At 64.5% G+C, this 14,134-nt stretch carries 17 protein-coding genes and 1 pseudogene; 8 read left to right on the top strand and 10 right to left on the bottom strand.

Going from position 1 to position 14,134, the window contains the following annotated elements:
• The first annotated feature begins 28 nt into the window (after positions 1–28).
• Positions 29–979 carry an FAD-dependent oxidoreductase gene (locus tag ACIBI6_RS09400; protein ID WP_396955743.1) on the top strand — a complete coding sequence of 317 codons (951 nt, stop codon included), beginning with the start codon at positions 29–31 and terminating at the stop codon, positions 977–979.
• A 188-nt stretch (positions 980–1,167) separates the two neighbouring features.
• Positions 1,168–1,761, top strand: coding sequence for a hypothetical protein (locus ACIBI6_RS09395; RefSeq protein WP_364338866.1), 594 nt, complete (start codon positions 1,168–1,170; stop codon positions 1,759–1,761).
• Between the two features lie 68 nt (positions 1,762–1,829).
• Here the strand turns inward: ACIBI6_RS09395 and ACIBI6_RS09390 are convergent, their stop codons facing one another.
• From ACIBI6_RS09390 to ACIBI6_RS09380, 3 genes are all read right to left on the bottom strand, one after another.
• On the bottom strand, positions 1,830–2,438 hold the full coding sequence (locus tag ACIBI6_RS09390) for a hypothetical protein (protein ID WP_364338865.1): 609 nt from the start codon (positions 2,436–2,438) through the stop codon (positions 1,830–1,832).
• Positions 2,439–2,590: 152 nt separating this feature from the next.
• Positions 2,591–3,070: a DUF4383 domain-containing protein gene (locus ACIBI6_RS09385; RefSeq protein ID WP_364338864.1), complete on the bottom strand. Its 480-nt coding sequence runs from the start codon at positions 3,068–3,070 to the stop codon at positions 2,591–2,593.
• Positions 3,071–3,211: 141 nt separating this feature from the next.
• Positions 3,212–3,595: a VOC family protein gene (locus ACIBI6_RS09380; protein ID WP_364338862.1), complete on the bottom strand. Its 384-nt coding sequence runs from the start codon at positions 3,593–3,595 to the stop codon at positions 3,212–3,214.
• Between the two features lie 121 nt (positions 3,596–3,716).
• Between ACIBI6_RS09380 and ACIBI6_RS09375 the strand changes: the two genes are divergently transcribed.
• Positions 3,717–4,376, top strand: coding sequence for a L,D-transpeptidase (locus ACIBI6_RS09375; protein WP_396955742.1), 660 nt, complete (start codon positions 3,717–3,719; stop codon positions 4,374–4,376).
• Here the strand turns inward: ACIBI6_RS09375 and ectB are convergent, their stop codons facing one another.
• Positions 4,377–5,669 carry a diaminobutyrate--2-oxoglutarate transaminase gene (gene ectB, locus ACIBI6_RS09370; protein WP_396955741.1) on the bottom strand — a complete coding sequence of 431 codons (1,293 nt, stop codon included), beginning with the start codon at positions 5,667–5,669 and terminating at the stop codon, positions 4,377–4,379.
• Between the two features lie 151 nt (positions 5,670–5,820).
• Between ectB and ACIBI6_RS09365 the strand changes: the two genes are divergently transcribed.
• The 3 genes from ACIBI6_RS09365 to ACIBI6_RS09355 all read left to right on the top strand — a co-directional run bounded on the left by ACIBI6_RS09365 (position 5,821) and on the right by ACIBI6_RS09355 (position 8,493).
• The gene (locus ACIBI6_RS09365) at positions 5,821–6,675 is read left to right on the top strand and encodes an ABC-2 family transporter protein (RefSeq protein WP_364338855.1); all 855 of its coding nucleotides are present in this window, start codon (positions 5,821–5,823) and stop codon (positions 6,673–6,675) included.
• Positions 6,668–7,501: an ABC-2 family transporter protein gene (locus ACIBI6_RS09360; RefSeq protein ID WP_364338853.1), complete on the top strand. Its 834-nt coding sequence runs from the start codon at positions 6,668–6,670 to the stop codon at positions 7,499–7,501. The genes ACIBI6_RS09365 and ACIBI6_RS09360 overlap by 8 nt, the downstream gene beginning before the upstream one ends.
• A 128-nt stretch (positions 7,502–7,629) precedes the next feature.
• On the top strand, positions 7,630–8,493 hold the full coding sequence (locus tag ACIBI6_RS09355) for an ATP-binding cassette domain-containing protein (RefSeq protein WP_396955986.1): 864 nt from the start codon (positions 7,630–7,632) through the stop codon (positions 8,491–8,493).
• A 56-nt stretch (positions 8,494–8,549) separates the two neighbouring features.
• Here ACIBI6_RS09355 and ACIBI6_RS09350 read toward each other — a convergent pair.
• Positions 8,550–8,747, bottom strand: a pseudogene (locus tag ACIBI6_RS09350) (hypothetical protein); the annotation flags it as partial.
• 6 nt (positions 8,748–8,753) lie between these two features.
• The gene (locus ACIBI6_RS09345) at positions 8,754–9,140 is read right to left on the bottom strand and encodes a hypothetical protein (RefSeq protein WP_364338848.1); all 387 of its coding nucleotides are present in this window, start codon (positions 9,138–9,140) and stop codon (positions 8,754–8,756) included.
• A 333-nt stretch (positions 9,141–9,473) separates the two neighbouring features.
• Between ACIBI6_RS09345 and ACIBI6_RS09340 the strand changes: the two genes are divergently transcribed.
• On the top strand, positions 9,474–10,010 hold the full coding sequence (locus ACIBI6_RS09340) for a DUF4254 domain-containing protein (RefSeq protein WP_364338846.1): 537 nt from the start codon (positions 9,474–9,476) through the stop codon (positions 10,008–10,010).
• Here the strand turns inward: ACIBI6_RS09340 and ACIBI6_RS09335 are convergent, their stop codons facing one another.
• From ACIBI6_RS09335 to ACIBI6_RS09325, 3 genes are read right to left on the bottom strand one after another with little or no spacing between them, the layout of a single operon-like run.
• Positions 10,011–10,277 carry a hypothetical protein gene (locus ACIBI6_RS09335; RefSeq protein ID WP_364338844.1) on the bottom strand — a complete coding sequence of 89 codons (267 nt, stop codon included), beginning with the start codon at positions 10,275–10,277 and terminating at the stop codon, positions 10,011–10,013.
• 42 nt (positions 10,278–10,319) lie between these two features.
• Positions 10,320–11,468, bottom strand: coding sequence for a fatty acid desaturase family protein (locus ACIBI6_RS09330; RefSeq protein WP_396955740.1), 1,149 nt, complete (start codon positions 11,466–11,468; stop codon positions 10,320–10,322).
• Between the two features lie 16 nt (positions 11,469–11,484).
• Positions 11,485–12,543, bottom strand: a complete 1,059-nt coding sequence (locus ACIBI6_RS09325; protein ID WP_364338840.1) for an FAD-binding oxidoreductase — start codon at positions 12,541–12,543, stop codon at positions 11,485–11,487.
• 183 nt (positions 12,544–12,726) lie between these two features.
• Between ACIBI6_RS09325 and ACIBI6_RS09320 the strand changes: the two genes are divergently transcribed.
• On the top strand, positions 12,727–13,347 hold the full coding sequence (locus ACIBI6_RS09320) for a TetR family transcriptional regulator (RefSeq protein WP_364338838.1): 621 nt from the start codon (positions 12,727–12,729) through the stop codon (positions 13,345–13,347).
• On the opposite strand, the gene ACIBI6_RS09315 is transcribed toward ACIBI6_RS09320, so the two are convergent.
• Positions 13,344–14,102: an SDR family oxidoreductase gene (locus tag ACIBI6_RS09315; RefSeq protein WP_364338836.1), complete on the bottom strand. Its 759-nt coding sequence runs from the start codon at positions 14,100–14,102 to the stop codon at positions 13,344–13,346. The two genes, ACIBI6_RS09320 and ACIBI6_RS09315, sit on opposite strands and share 4 nt — an antisense overlap.
• Positions 14,103–14,134: the final 32 nt, after the last annotated feature.

Genomic DNA, 14,134 nt, shown 5'->3' with positions numbered 1-14,134 from the left:
CACACTCAATGGTGTTAAAATAATCGGCGTGCGAGCGGTGATAGTCGGATCCGGGATCGTCGGCCTGTCAACGGCATTCGAGCTGCTGCGCGGCGGGCACCATGTCGTGTTAGTAAGCGCGGAGCCCATCGACTCGACGACATCGTTTCTCGCCGCCGCGGTATGGTTTCCCACCGCAGCCGGGCCGATCGATCGGGTGGCTGCTTGGAGCGTCGAAACGTTCACCCATCTGGAACGACTCGCGCACGCCGGTACACCTGGTGCGCGCATGTGCGAGTCGCTCGCCGTATATCGCGACGAACCAGCGACGCCGTCCTGGTCCGAGGCCGTCCAAGCGTTCCGGCTGGCGCGACCGGACGAACTACCGCCGACCTACCGATTCGGGTTCCGATTCGCCGTTCCGCTGCTCGAGATGCCGATCTTCCTGCCGTGGTTGGCTGCTCAGGTTCGCCAGGCGGGCGCGTACTGGGTTCGGCGGACGATCCGGAGTCTGGACGAGCTCGACGATCTGGCGCCCGATGTGATCGTGAACTGTGCGGGTCTGCGTGCCGGCCCGCTGGCCGACGACGCCGAGGTCTACCCGATCCGCGGCCAGATCGTGCGCATCACCAATCCGGGCATCTCGGTCTCGGTGCGTGACGAAGCGCATCCCCTCGGGCGCGCCTATGTCCATCCCCGCACCCACGACTGCATCCTCGGTGGCTCACTGGAGACCGGAGCATGGGATCGCACCCCCGATCCGCGACTGACACAGTCGATCCTGCGTCGATGCCGAGATCTCGTACCGCAGCTGATGGGTGCCGAGGTCATCGAAACACTTGTCGGACTGCGCCCGGGGCGCGCCGAAGTCCGCCTGGAGATCGCCCAGGCCGACGCGTCATCGGTGCCCGTGATCCACAACTACGGCCACGGTGGCTCCGGCATAACTATCGCCCACGGTTGCGCCCGCGAGGTGTCGGCGCTCATCGATACGCTGTGAGCAGAGCCGGATCCGGACGGCTCATCGGCGCAACTGGGCCAGCTGATCGGCACCACGCCCGAATCCACTGTGAGCTAGCGAACACCACGACTGTGGCGGATCGGGTGAACCAAATGCTTGCGGTCGCTCGTGGTACGGGGACGAGATGCGTTGTGCACCTTGTCGAAGAACGACGAAGGGTTCCAAAGATGAGTTCAGCCAAACGTTTTCAGCGTGTCACCGTGCCGGTCGCGGCTGCCGCTGTCATGCTCGCCGGCCTGCTCAGCGCCTGTGGCGGCGAGAAGGGTGCCGAGGCGGTGGCGCGGACGTCGACCGCCGCGGCAGCGGTACCCGCCGCGGCACAGGCGCCCGCGGTGGCGAAAACGCAAGGCTGGCTGAAGATCTACGACGGCACGGCTGCGACCGGGACCACTAATGCGGTGCAGCTCAAAGTGACCAGCAATCCTGCTGTCGGACAGTATGTTTCGGACGGATCGGGCCGATCGCTGTACCGGTTCGACAAAGATACGGCGGCACCGTCGGTATCCAACTGCGCCGGGCAGTGCGCCGTGACCTGGCCGCCGCTGACCGTGACCCGCGATCAAGTGCTCTATGCCGCGGGCGTCGATCCCCAACTCGTCGGATTCATCGAACGTGCCGACGGCACATGCCAAATCACCATCGGCGGTTGGCCTGTGTACTACTTCTCGAAAGACATCAAGCCGGGTGATCTGCTCGGCCAGGGTGTCGGCGGAACGTGGTTCGCGGTGGCTCCGAATGGCGGCAAGACGCTGAGCAAGTGATCACAACGGCCCCGGCGCGGAACCCGGGGCCGTTCGGGTCGCAATTCGCTGCCGGAGCTCCGAGTACATCATTGGCTGCCCTGACCGGTGGGGTGGCTGAATTGACGCCACTCCCGGTCCAAACGGATGTGTCGGCGGTGGTTCAGCGCCCATGTGGTGGCCCAGACGACCGCTGCTACACCGCAACCGATTTCGAGTAGAACGGCGACACCCACACCGATGCCGTGCACGGCGGCGGCACTGGATTGTTCGGGAGGGGCGGTCGGTTTGCCGTCCGGGCCCAGCCAGACAGAAGCGGGCTGGCCGGGTTCGGCGGCATCGGGGACGCCGACGGTCGCGGTGCCGGACTTGCCGTCGTGGATCCAGGACACCTGCGCCTCGAAGTGGTCGCGGACCGTTGCGTTGCGGTCCGCTATGGGTGCGGTGACCCGGGCGGGGGTGCCGATAATGGTCCCTGTCACAACGACTTTCGTCGCATTCTCAGTGTGGATTCGTGCGGATGCCGAGCTATAGGCCGCGGTACCGGCCGCCGCCGCGGTCGGCACGGCGATCAGCAGCATCAGGACGGCCAGAATGCGGACGAACCCCTCCACCCGATCAGAGACCCGCATCAGCGGACTGGGATTCCAGGGCTGCATCCGCCAGCTCCGCACCGGCCACATCGGCGGCTCCGACACCTTCATCACCTCCTACGACGAAGCCACGGTCCGCTCCAGACCGCGACTCCTACCCGGGGCATTCCCCCGACTCGCCGGTTGATGCATCGGCGGAACCGGAATATGGACAAACCCCGCTGGGCCGCATCCAAGCGGGATTCATCGACTCGTAGCTATTGAATCGACGGACGCGGATGCCCGGTTATGCCTCGTCGGCTGCCCGACCAACCGAGCGCCGCCCCGACGGCGACCATGCCGACGCCGAGGGCGAAGTGCAGCCAGTTGTCGGCGGTGTTCACCGGGACGAAGTTCGCATCGCTGTGCTGGTCGATGACCAGCCCGTACAACCACAGCACCAAGTAGATAAGACCGCCGCCGAGCAGGAACGCCCGGGATGCGAGCACTGTGCGCGATGCCAGCAGGCCGGCTACGCCGAATACCAGGTGGACGATGTTGTGCAGGATCGAGACGTTGAACAGCCCGAGAAGTTGGGCGTCGGAGCTGTGTCCGGCCCATTCCATGCTGTCGTAATTCGTGGTGACGCCCGGAATGAAGCCGAGCACGCCGACCACCAGGAACACCGCACCGACCGCCGCCGCCGCGATGCGCAGCGGCGTCCAATGCGCGGAGGTTTGCGCGTGATGCGCGGCCATGGTGACTGCCTCTCCCGAACCAGGCGTCCGGACGGGCGCCCGCTTCGTGCGACTTGATTTCAGCGACTGCCGGTGGCGGCAGTCACCTGCGTCATACCCACGCGCCGCGTGGACAAACGGACAAACCCGCAGGTCCAGCGCTCAGGAGCGCCGATGCAGCCAGATGAGGCAGAAGGTGTGTCCGACTGGATCGGCATAGACACGGAACTGCTCGTCGTCATTGGCCTGCACCAACCGCGCGCCGAGCGCGAGCGCCTTCGGCTCGGCCTCCGCGATATCGTCCACCAGCACGTCGAAATGTATCTGCTGGGATGCTTCCGGATCCGGAAAGCGCGGTGGTCGATACTGCGGCGCGTATTGGAAGGCCAAGCGCCTGCCGCCGGGTTCTTCGATGACAACCCACGTGTCATCCGAGGTGTAGGTCGGTTCGGCGCCGAGCAGGCGGGCGTAGAATTCGGCGAGCTTGGGCGGATCCGGACAATCCAACACGACTGTGCGCAGACTCCCGACCTTGCCTTCCGTCATCGTTCGACCTCCTATTTGTCGCGGCAATGCTCATCGCGTACCCGCGCGGGGACACTCGAACCCGCCTGCCATGGCAAGGGCGGAATCTGCATTAGGGTCGAGGCCCGTCGGGAGGTTGCAATTGTCGAAACGCATAGTGCTGCTCGTGGTTCTGCTGGCCGGCATCGCCGCGTGCACCAGCACATCGAAGTCCGATCTACCCCTGCCGTACCACGGCGACGCCGACCAAGTCGTCACCGTGGTCACCGAGCACGCCGCTGACACCACCGCGACGTTGACTGCGTGGCAACGTATTTCAGGCGGCTGGCGCGCCGAGATCGGTCCGCTCCTGGCCTATGTCGGGCGCGACGGCATCGGCCGAGCCAGCGAGGATTCGGCGCACACTCCCGCCGGGGTGTGGACGCTGAGCGAGGCGTTCGGGATCGCGCCGAACGACGGGACCCGGCTGCCTTATCGCCAGGTCGGCACGCAGGACTGGTGGGTCTCCGATAGCAGCTCGCCGAATTACAACCGCTATGCGCAATGTGCCACTGGCACTTGTGAATTCAATGAAAACGCGAGCGAGAACCTCGGCCGGGCGGGAGCGGCGTACGAACACGCCGTCGTGATCGACTACAACCGTCAGCCCGTCGTCGCGGGCGCGGGTTCGGCGTTCTTCCTCCATGTCGAGACCGGAGGCCCGACCGCCGGATGCGTGTCGATCCCGGCTGCCGACCTCAGCGCCGTTATGCGATGGCTGGATCCGAGCGCGCACCCGGTGATCAATATCGGCAGCAGGTGACTATCCGCAGATCGCCTCCACCGCGCCGGCGAGCAACGTCAATCCGCGATCCAATTCGTCCTGGCTGATCGTCAACGGCGGCATCAGCTTTACCACCTCGTCGACCGAACCGGAGGTCTCCACGAGCAGCCCGCGCTCGAAGGCGAGTTGGCACACCTTGCCCGCGCGTGAGGCTTCCTCGAACACGATGCCGTGCACCAGCCCGCGACCGCGCGTCGAGACACCGGGAAATGCCGCTGCGATGTCGGCGAGCGCGCGTGCCGTGCGCTCCCCTTTGGCCACCGTCGAAATCTCCAGCGCACTATCTGACCAATAGTGCTCGAGCGCGACCCGCGCGGTGACGAATGCCGCATTGTTGCCGCGAAAGGTCCCGTTGTGCTCACCGGGCGCCCACTGATCGAGTTCGGGCTTGAAAAGCACCAGAGCCATGGGCAACCCGTAACCGCCGATGGATTTCGACAGCGCCACGATGTCGGGAGTGATGCCCGCGAACTCGAATGAGAAAAACCCGCCGGTCCGTCCGCAACCCATCTGCACATCGTCGACGATCAGCAGAATTCCGCGCGCCCTGCACAATTCGGCCAGCTGCCGCAGCCATTGCGAGCGGGCGACATTCACCCCGCCCTCGCCCTGCACCGTCTCCACGATCACCGCGGCGGGCTTGTCCACCCCCGAGGACGAATCGTCCAGGGCCCGCCGCATCCAGCGCAGATCGTCGGCCACATCGAGGAACCCGTCGTAGGGCATGGGCATCGTATGCGGCAGTGGTACACCGGCAGCCGCGCGTTTGGCGGCATTTCCGGTCACCGATAGGGCGCCGAGCGACATACCGTGGAAGGCGTTGGTGAAGTTGAGAACGGTCTGACGTCCGGTGACCTTGCGAGCCAACTTCAGCGCGGCCTCGACCGCATTTGCGCCGGTCGGACCGGGAAACTGCACCTTGTAGTCGAGGCCGCGCGGCTCGAAGATCGTGTCCCGCAAGGCCTCCAGCAGCCGTCGCTTGGCGACGGTCGACATGTCAAGGCTATGTGTGATGCCATCGCCGACGATGTAGTCCAGCAGTGCCCGCTTCAGCACCGGATTGTTGTGGCCGTAGTTGAGTGCGCCCGCACCCGCGAAGAAGTCCAGGTAGTCCTTGCCGTTCTCATCACGCAACCAGGACCCGCTGCCGGTGTCGAAGACGGTCGGCCAGGCCCGGCAGTACCCGCGCACATTCGACTCGAGCGTCTCGAAAACGGTCAATGCGGTGCTGTTTCGAGCGACCTGCGAGCAGTCGCTAGCGGCGACAGTCATCGACGATCCTTCCTGTCGTGCGCGAGCGCCCACGAGGCAAATCTGAAGTGACTGTGTTTCTAACATTGGTGCAGCAGGTTTGTCGCACTTTTCCAAAAATCGCGCGCTTACCTACCGCGCGTCCCCCGACGCACCGTAGAGTTAGCTTTTTGTGCGCGGCAGAGTGGAGGGCAACAGTTCGCAGCTCGCCGTAGCGCACCCACTCCGGACCGCGCGGCTGTACCTCTACCTCGTACGAGCCGGTTTCCGACGCCAATCCCAATACAAACTCGCGATGTTCGCGGGCCTGTTCACCAACTGCGTGTTCGGATTCGTGCGCGCGGCGGTGATGATGTCGGCGGTGCGCGCCTCCGGCGGCTTCGGTGGTTACGACGTCGGATCGATCGGCGCCTACGTCTGGCTGTCACAGGGACTGCTCGGTGCGACTCAATTCATGGGGCCACCACTGGAATTGGTGGATCGAGTCAAGAACGGCGATATCGCGATCGACTTCTTGCGTCCGGTCGATGTCCAGTTCAGTTATCTCGCCATGGATCTCGGCCGCGCGTCCTGCACGATCCTGCCGCGCGGGGTGCCGAGCGTACTGGTCGGCGTGCTTACTTTCGGGCTCCTCATGCCCGGCACGCCCGGACCCTACGTGCTGGGGCTGGTCAGCGTGGTACTGGCCGTCGCGTTGTCATTTCTATGCCTTTTCGCCGTCGGATTGATCGGATTCTGGGTAGTGGAAACCCGCGGCCTGCGAGTGCTATACCAGATCTGCGGCACGTTTCTGGCCGGGTTGTTCGTGCCGGTCCACATGTTCCCGGCATGGCTGCGCACCGTCGCGCAGGCCACTCCGTTCCCGTCGATCCTGCAGTCGCCGATCGACATCCTGTCGGGTCGGGTCATCGGGATGGACGCCGTGACGGTCGTTGCCGCACAAGTGTTCTGGGTACTCGCGGTCGGTGCGGTGGGCCGGGCACTATTGATGGCCGGACGCCGCAGGCTGGAGGTGCAGGGTGGTTGAGCCCCCGTATACGCCCGTACCGGCCGGTACCTGGTTCACCCCGTATGCGGCGGTGCTGCGGTCGCGGATGCGAGCCCAGCGCGCATATCGATTGTCCTTCGCCAGTGAGGTATTCAGCGCCTTCCTGATCGGCATCGTCGAATTCGCCGAGGTTTGGGTCATCTACCACAATGTCCAGGTGCTCGGCGGCCTCGATCTGGACGGCGCACTGCTGCTGTTCGGCCTGAGCAATTCCGCATTCGCACTGGCCCAAGTCCTGTTCGGCCACCTTGATTCACTGCCGACACTCATCCGGCTCGGCGTGCTCGACGCCTACCACCTGCGCCCCCAACCACTTCTGTTGCAGCTCATCACCAGCGACATCTCGCTGCGCCGATTCGCCCGCGCCTCGGTGGCGATCATCGTGCTCGGACTCGGTCTCGTTCGCAACGATCTCGACTGGGGTCCGCGAACTCTCGTACTGCTGGTGACCACCCTGCTCAGTGGCATCGCACTGTTCGGCGGAGTGTTCGTCTGCGCCGCCGGCGCGCAGTTCTATCTGATCGACGGTGCGGAATTGACCAACAGCTTCACCTACGGCGGCTCCTTCGCGGCCATGCAACCGGCTTCGGTGTTTCCGACGTCGCTGAGGCTGGTATTCGGCTTCGCCATTCCGGTCGCGTTCACGGCGTATCTACCGACCATCGCACTGCTACACCTACCCGGCCCGCCGCTGCTGCCGCCCTGGCTGGCCTGGTGCGCACCGCTGGCCGCGCTGTGGGTGTGGCTGCTTGCGTTTGGTTTGTGGCGACTAGGCACTCGGCACTATCAGGGAGGCGGCGGATAAGCGTGGCGGACAGCGAGTTATCGGACTCGATCATCGAGATCGAGAACCTGACAAGACAATTCATTCTGTACCGCAAGAACGGGCATCGCTGGCGACGCAGCCGCGAAACACTCACCGCGGTGGACCGGATGACATTTCGCATCGAACGCGGTTCGGCGGTGGGATATATCGGCGCGAACGGGGCGGGCAAGTCGACCACGATCAAAATGCTGACCGGCATCCTGGTCCCCACCTCGGGCACCGTGCGCACCTGCGGCCTGGACCCGGTGCGACGGCGTCGTGAACTCGCCGCCCGAATCGGTGTGGTGTTCGGGCAGCGCTCCCAGCTGTGGTGGGACCTACCACTGCGCGAATCGTTCTCGATTCTAGCAGCGATCCACCGCTTGGAATCCGATGTCGCGCAAAAACGTACCTACGAGTTGGTCGAACAACTGGAGATGGCCGAGACACTGGACACCCCGGTGCGCCAGCTCTCGCTCGGCCAGCGCATGCGGGCGGAGGTAGCCGCGGCACTGTTGCACTCTCCGGAATTGGTCATTCTCGACGAACCGACCATCGGCCTCGATGTGCTGTCGAAACAGCGACTACGCGAATTCCTGCGCGCCGAACGCACCGAGCGCGGCACCACCCTGTTGCTGACCACCCACGATATGGGTGATATCGAGCGGCTCTGTGATCGGGTGCTTGTCGTCGACCGCGGCACTCTGGTGTACGACGGTTCACTGACCGGTCTGGCGGTGCGGGTTGGCGCGCGGCGGGTGCTGGTCGTCGACCTGGCCGAACCGACCCGCGATCTCGACGATCTGCCGAGCGCCGAACTGTTGACCAGCGAGGGCGGGGGCATGCGACAGCGTTTGGCCTTCGATGCCGAATCCACCACCGCCGCACAGGTTCTGGCGGCGGTCGCCGATCGCGCCGAGGTGCGCGACCTGTCGATAGAGGAGCCGGACATCGAGGACGTGGTCCGGCGGATCTATGAATCCGCCTGGTGACCGACCCGCGGTCCGGCTCCGGATTCGGTTGACATTCAGTTGTTTTCGAGTGCGCGGGCGTCCTGGTCGAGTCGGAACGGCGGATATTCGTCACGCATCGGCGAGGCGTAGGCAACCCCGGATGGACCACCGGTGCAGGCCGAGCAGTAGGCGTAGAAGCCGACCCGCCAACGCCAGCGCATGACGCCGACCTTGAAGTCGAACAGTGCGCGCGGAAAGTTACCGATGATCAGAATCGCGAAGAATGCGACCACCGGGCCTCAGCCCGGCGCCTGCCCCTGGGCCGAGTACAGACTGACCTCCCCCTCCTCACCGAGGAAGGCGTTCACCAGCATGATCTGTCCGGCCTCCAACTCGTCCGGGTCCGGGGCGCTGGTGGTGATCGAGATCTGCGGAATCACCGCCCAGTTCACGACATAGCGTTCGGGCGGCCCGTCGTCGTCGGACAGGCGCGCGAGTCGGAACACCGACACCGTCTTGCGGAGGATGAGCGTGCGCACCACCTCGGCGATTCGCTCCGGATCTTCCAGCGCGAACATGAACCCGAACGTCAGCTCGGGCGAAGACACATAGGCGGGCACGAACACCGAGGCTAGTCGATCGAACGAGGTCTCGCTCGCACCTCGCCGGAAGTGGTTGCTGCTCATGCGCTCAGCGATTTCACGAAGGTAGGAAAGTCGGCGGTTATGTGACCGATCCGTAACGGATCATAACGATTTCCCGGCAGCTCATCTGTTTCTACACCATTCTATTGCGCCGATTCGACTATCGCGCTTTCCTGAAAAGGTCCCGATTATCTCGGGCCGTCTTCCTCATCGCATCGTCGCGGATTTCCCGGTTTCTTTGCCGTGTTGGTGGACTGTATGGAGGGCGATCCGAGTGCGGGGCTGCGCCGGAGCCGAGGGGTGCCCCTCCCCGAAATCCTCCTCGGCCCTGGCGCATCCAAAGACACACCCATCGCCACCGCAGGGGCGTGCATCATGCATACCGAATACGCAGCGGGTCGTATCGAAGCCGACGAGCTGCCATCGCCATCGGCGCTACTGCGCGCATTTCGCGATCCGCACGATCCGAATCGACACCGGCACCGTGTCCTGGCCGCTGGACGCGCACTGGTCGAATGTCATGAACGCAGGCGCAATGCCCTGCAGGCGGCACATGCGCCGGACACGCCGAGCGGCCGCGTAGCACAGTACCTACAGCTCGTCGATGACCTCGACGCACACCGAACCGAACTGGTCGGCCATATCGACAATTGGGTTGCCGGCAATGTGGAGCACCGTGCCGGCGCCTCGCTGCACACCGAGACCCTGGGTGCCGTTATCGATCGAATGGCGGCGAAATGGGTTGCGGCACAACATGCATTGGGCATTTCGGCACCCGTGGGGCCACCGCATCCACTGCAGCTGGACGATTACGCCCAACTGCAGTGGAGCCGATTGGCCGAACTGGCCGACGGGTACAAGGACCTGATCACCGATGTGATCGAGCACCGGCGCAGGCTGCCGGTGTGGTGATCACCGGGGCTTGTCCATCTCCGACTCGACCACTTCCGCCTCGACGAACGGCGCGCTCGGCTCGACCTCCGCGTCATAGGACACATCGGCCTCATCGACGAAATCGTTCGTATCCTGCGCCGCGGCATCCTTACGCGCGGCGTCCGCGGCCTCGTTCATCTCGATGGCGTCGGTGATCCACTCACCGATCTCCCGGGTGACCTCCGCGACGGTGCCGGTGATGATATTCGCAATATTTCCGACATGTCGCGCACCAGAGGAAGTCAATTCTTGAATTAGATCCTTGTTGCTTTCGAATTTCCCGATCATTCACACGCCCACTTCGGTTGTGTTCCGCTGTCGCATTACGATAACACCGGGCGTGGACTCCTTCCCGACCAAGAACGGCGGCAGTGCCAGCTTGAAAATCTTCAGCCACACCGATCCGACTTGCTCACCGAGCGAACCGGTGTTGTAGGGCAATCCATACTTCTCGCACAGATCCCGAACCTCCGGCGCGATCTGCGGATAGCGGTTCGCGGGCAGATCCGGGAACAGGTGGTGCTCGATCTGGTGCGACAAATTGCCGGACATGATGTGGAAGAGCCTGCTGCCGGTGATGTTGGCCGAGCCGAGCATCTGCCGGACATACCATTCACCACGGGTCTCCTCGGCGGTCTCCGCTTCGGTGAACGTCTGTACGCCCGTGGGGAAGTGGCCGCAGAAAATGATGGAGAAGGCCCAGAGATTGCGCACCAGATTCGCGGCGGTGTTTCCGGCGAGTGTGCTGACGAACAGCGGACCGGTCAGCGCTGGGAAGACGAGGTAGTCCTTGAGCACCTGCCGACCGGCCTTGCGCCACTGGCCCTTCACCAATCGCTTGATGTCCGACCAGCTCTTCTTGCCCCGGATGATGTTCTCCACCTCCAGGTCATGGCCCATCACACCCCACTCGAACAGCACCATCAGCGCGAAAGCGTAGAGCGGCTGGCCCAGTCGCAGCGGATTCCACTGCTGGGCTTCGTCCATGCGCAGGATGCCGTAGCCGATATCGCGATCCATGCCGTGGATATTGGTGAAGGTGTGGTGCATGTAGTTGTGCGAATGCTTCCACTGATCCGCCGGGCAGACCGTATCCCATTCGAACTCACGGGAATTCAGGCCGCGCTCACGCATCCAGTCGTACTGGCCGTGCATGACATTATGGCCGATCTCCATATTGTCCAGGATCTTCGACACACTCAGCGCGGCCACCGCGGCCAGCCAGAACGGCGGCAGGAAGCCGAGATACATCAGGCTGCGTCCGGCGATCTCGAAACCGCGCTGCGCCTTGATGATCGAGTAGATGTATTCGCGATCGGCGTCGCCGAGATCGGCGACGACCCGGGCACGCAGCTCGTCGAGGGCCCGGCCGAGTTCCTCGACCTGGTCCGGGCTCAGTACCAGCGGGCCGTCTTTCGTTTCGGTCAGAATTGTCATTGCTCAGTCCCCTTTGTCAGATATCGATGTCGACGTCGCCGACGGGCGCGTTGATGCAGAGCTGGATGGGCTGATCCGGGTCGCTGTCGGTTTCGCCGGTGCGCACATTGCGGGTGCAGCCGGAGCGGCGAACCGCGGTGCAGGAGAAGCAGATGCCCATCCGGCAGCCATATTCCGGTGTCAGCCCCGCGGCCTCGGCCTGCTCCAGCAGGACGGCACCGTTGTTCTCAGCGCTGCGGCCGCTGGCCGAGAAGTTGACCGTGCCGAAGGCCTCGTCGGCGTCGACGGGGGTGGCGGACAGGGTGAATTCCTCGGTATGCAGCCGCTCCTCCAACTGCTCGGCCTCGAAGATCTTGCGCACCGCGTCCATCAGGCCCGGTGGACCGCAGACGTAGGTCTCGCCGTCAGCGAACCAAGGTGCGACTCGTTCGAGTTGGTCGTAGTCGAAATGGCCTGAACCGTCACCGGGATAACGCAGTTCGATGCGGAAGTTCTTGTGCGCCTGCGCAATCGACTCCAGCTCGGCCCGATGCGGCACCGTCTCCGGTGATTTCGCATAGTGCAGGAAGGCGAGATCACCCGGATAGCCCTCATCTGCCAGCGTGCGCAGCATGGACAACACCGGGGTGATGCCGCTGCCGCCGCTGATCAACAGCACTCGTTCGGGACGCGGTTCAGGCAGTCGGAAGACACCAGCGGCCGGTTCCAGGCTGACCACCATGCCGGGTACGGCATTGCGGTAGAGATATTGCGATACCAGGCCGCCCGGATGCGCCTTGACCGTCAGTTGCAGGTGGCGGTCGCGCCGCCCCGCCGAATTTACCGGTGAATAGCATCTGGTGTGCCGGACGCCGTCGATCACGACGCCGATCTGTACATACTGCCCCGCGACGTGGCCGCGCCACTGCCGGGTGGGGCGCAGGGTCAGCGTCACCGAACCCGGAACCGAGCGGCGGACGTGGGTGATCTGCGCCCGCAACTCCCGAACCGTCAGCGTGGGGCGGACGAGTTCCAGGTAGCGGTCGAGCGGGTGCGGTGTGGTCAGGGTTTGCACCAAGTCGATGAGTCCCACCATGTGGTTGCCTCTGCTTTCGGGCTGCGACGTACTCCTGAACCCTCATCGGTGAAGAATTCAGTGCACGTCTGTACACTCAACTAGTGTGACCGATGGACCGGGTCCAGTGTCAACCAGGAACTGATGTGACCCGAACTACATCCTTGGAATGGACGAATGGTGAACGGCTGTATGCTCACTGTGATGACCGAGACCACAGCTACCCGGGGCGAGCGCAAGGAGCGCACCAGGCAGGCCCTACTCGACGGCACGCTCGCGCTGGCCGCCGAGCGTGGCTTCGGCGCGCTGAGCCTGCGTGAGATCGCCCGCTCCGCGGGCATTGTGCCGACCGCGTTCTACCGGCATTTCGCCTCACTCGACGATCTCGGCGCGGCCCTGGTCGACGAGGGCATCCGAGCGCTGCGCCTGGCCTTGCGTCAACTGCGTCGCACGCCCGATGCCCGACTATCGGAGACCGTGCGGTTTGTTTTCGATCAGGTCGCCACCAAACGCGAACTCTTCGGCTTCATCACCCGCGAACGCCGCGGCGGCTCGGCCGCCCTGCAACATGCCATCGCGCTCGAACTGCAATTGATCGTGCGCGAACTGGTCGTCGACCTGTCCCGCGTCCCCGCCCTGGACTCCTGGTCCCCCGACGACCTCGAATTGGCCGCCGACCTGATCGTCTCCACGGTCGCCGACTGCATTGCCGACTACGTCGCCGCCACCCCGCGCGACCAACCCGCCATCATCGACCGCACCATCCGCCAGGTCCGCCTCATCGCACTCGGCATGGCCGCCTGGTGGCCGAGCAAGGAGCGCTAGCCGGCTTCCGGATCGAGTGCGAGCACCGAGCGGCCACCGTCCACCGGGACCACCGCCCCGTTGATGAAGCTCGCATCCGCCGATAAGAGAAAGGCAACCGCTGCCGCGACTTCACCCGTCGTGGCCACACGCCCGATCGGATGCAGCACCGCCATTTCCCGCTGCACCTTCGCCGATGCCGAAGGAGTCAGTCCGGCCAGGAATTCGGCATACCTTTCGGTATCCACCGAGCCCGGAGCGACCGCATTGCACCGAATATCGTTGCGCCCATATTCGACCGCGATGGCCCGGGTCAGCCCTTCGATCGCCGCCTTCGCCGTGCTGTAGGGCAGTGCACCCGGCACCGCCCGCTGTGCTTGGTGCGAGCTGACATTCACGATCGCGCCCCCGGCTCCCGCCGCGAGGAACCGGCGCACCGCGGTCGTGCAGCCGATGACGGCGGGTGACAGGTTGGCATTGATCAACTCGAGCACCTGCGGCGCGGGCGCGGTATGCACCACGGCATCCCGGAAAACCGCCGCATTGTTCACCCATCCGACCAGCGGGCCTACCGCCTGCGCGAGATCCGCGGCGCGCTCGGCGGTCTCGACCGACGATGCGTCGCCGATCACGGCGAGCACACGGTCGCCCGCCCATGCCAGCGCCGCAGCGTCACGCTCGATGGCCACCACCGTGTTCTCGGTGCTGAGCAGGCTTTGCACGATGGCCCGCCCGATCCCCCGGCCACCGCCGGTCACCACATACGAAACAGCCACAATCCGATGCTAGGCGGCCGACCTCGCGGCAC

It is taken from the genome of Nocardia sp. NPDC050412, from assembly GCF_044458825.1.
Classification (GTDB): domain Bacteria; phylum Actinomycetota; class Actinomycetes; order Mycobacteriales; family Mycobacteriaceae; genus Nocardia.
The sequence above is the reverse complement of the archived record's forward strand: the minus strand, read 5'-3'. Positions and strand labels throughout refer to the sequence as shown.

Bases quoted from the DNA above. Each gene is read 5' to 3' on its own strand.
- ACIBI6_RS09355 (WP_396955986.1), top strand. From the start codon at position 7,630: ATGACATTTCGCATCGAACGCGGTTCGGCGGTGGGATATATCGGCGCG.
- ACIBI6_RS09330 (WP_396955740.1), bottom strand. From the start codon at position 11,468: ATGACAATTCTGACCGAAACGAAAGACGGCCCGCTGGTACTGAGCCCG.
- ACIBI6_RS09345 (WP_364338848.1), bottom strand. From the start codon at position 9,140: ATGAGCAGCAACCACTTCCGGCGAGGTGCGAGCGAGACCTCGTTCGAT.
- ACIBI6_RS09320 (WP_364338838.1), top strand. From the start codon at position 12,727: ATGACCGAGACCACAGCTACCCGGGGCGAGCGCAAGGAGCGCACCAGG.
- ACIBI6_RS09325 (WP_364338840.1), bottom strand. From the start codon at position 12,543: ATGGTGGGACTCATCGACTTGGTGCAAACCCTGACCACACCGCACCCG.
- ACIBI6_RS09395 (WP_364338866.1), top strand. From the start codon at position 1,168: ATGAGTTCAGCCAAACGTTTTCAGCGTGTCACCGTGCCGGTCGCGGCT.
- ACIBI6_RS09380 (WP_364338862.1), bottom strand. From the start codon at position 3,595: ATGACGGAAGGCAAGGTCGGGAGTCTGCGCACAGTCGTGTTGGATTGT.
- ectB (WP_396955741.1), bottom strand. From the start codon at position 5,669: ATGACTGTCGCCGCTAGCGACTGCTCGCAGGTCGCTCGAAACAGCACC.
- ACIBI6_RS09340 (WP_364338846.1), top strand. From the start codon at position 9,474: ATGCATACCGAATACGCAGCGGGTCGTATCGAAGCCGACGAGCTGCCA.
- ACIBI6_RS09385 (WP_364338864.1), bottom strand. From the start codon at position 3,070: ATGGCCGCGCATCACGCGCAAACCTCCGCGCATTGGACGCCGCTGCGC.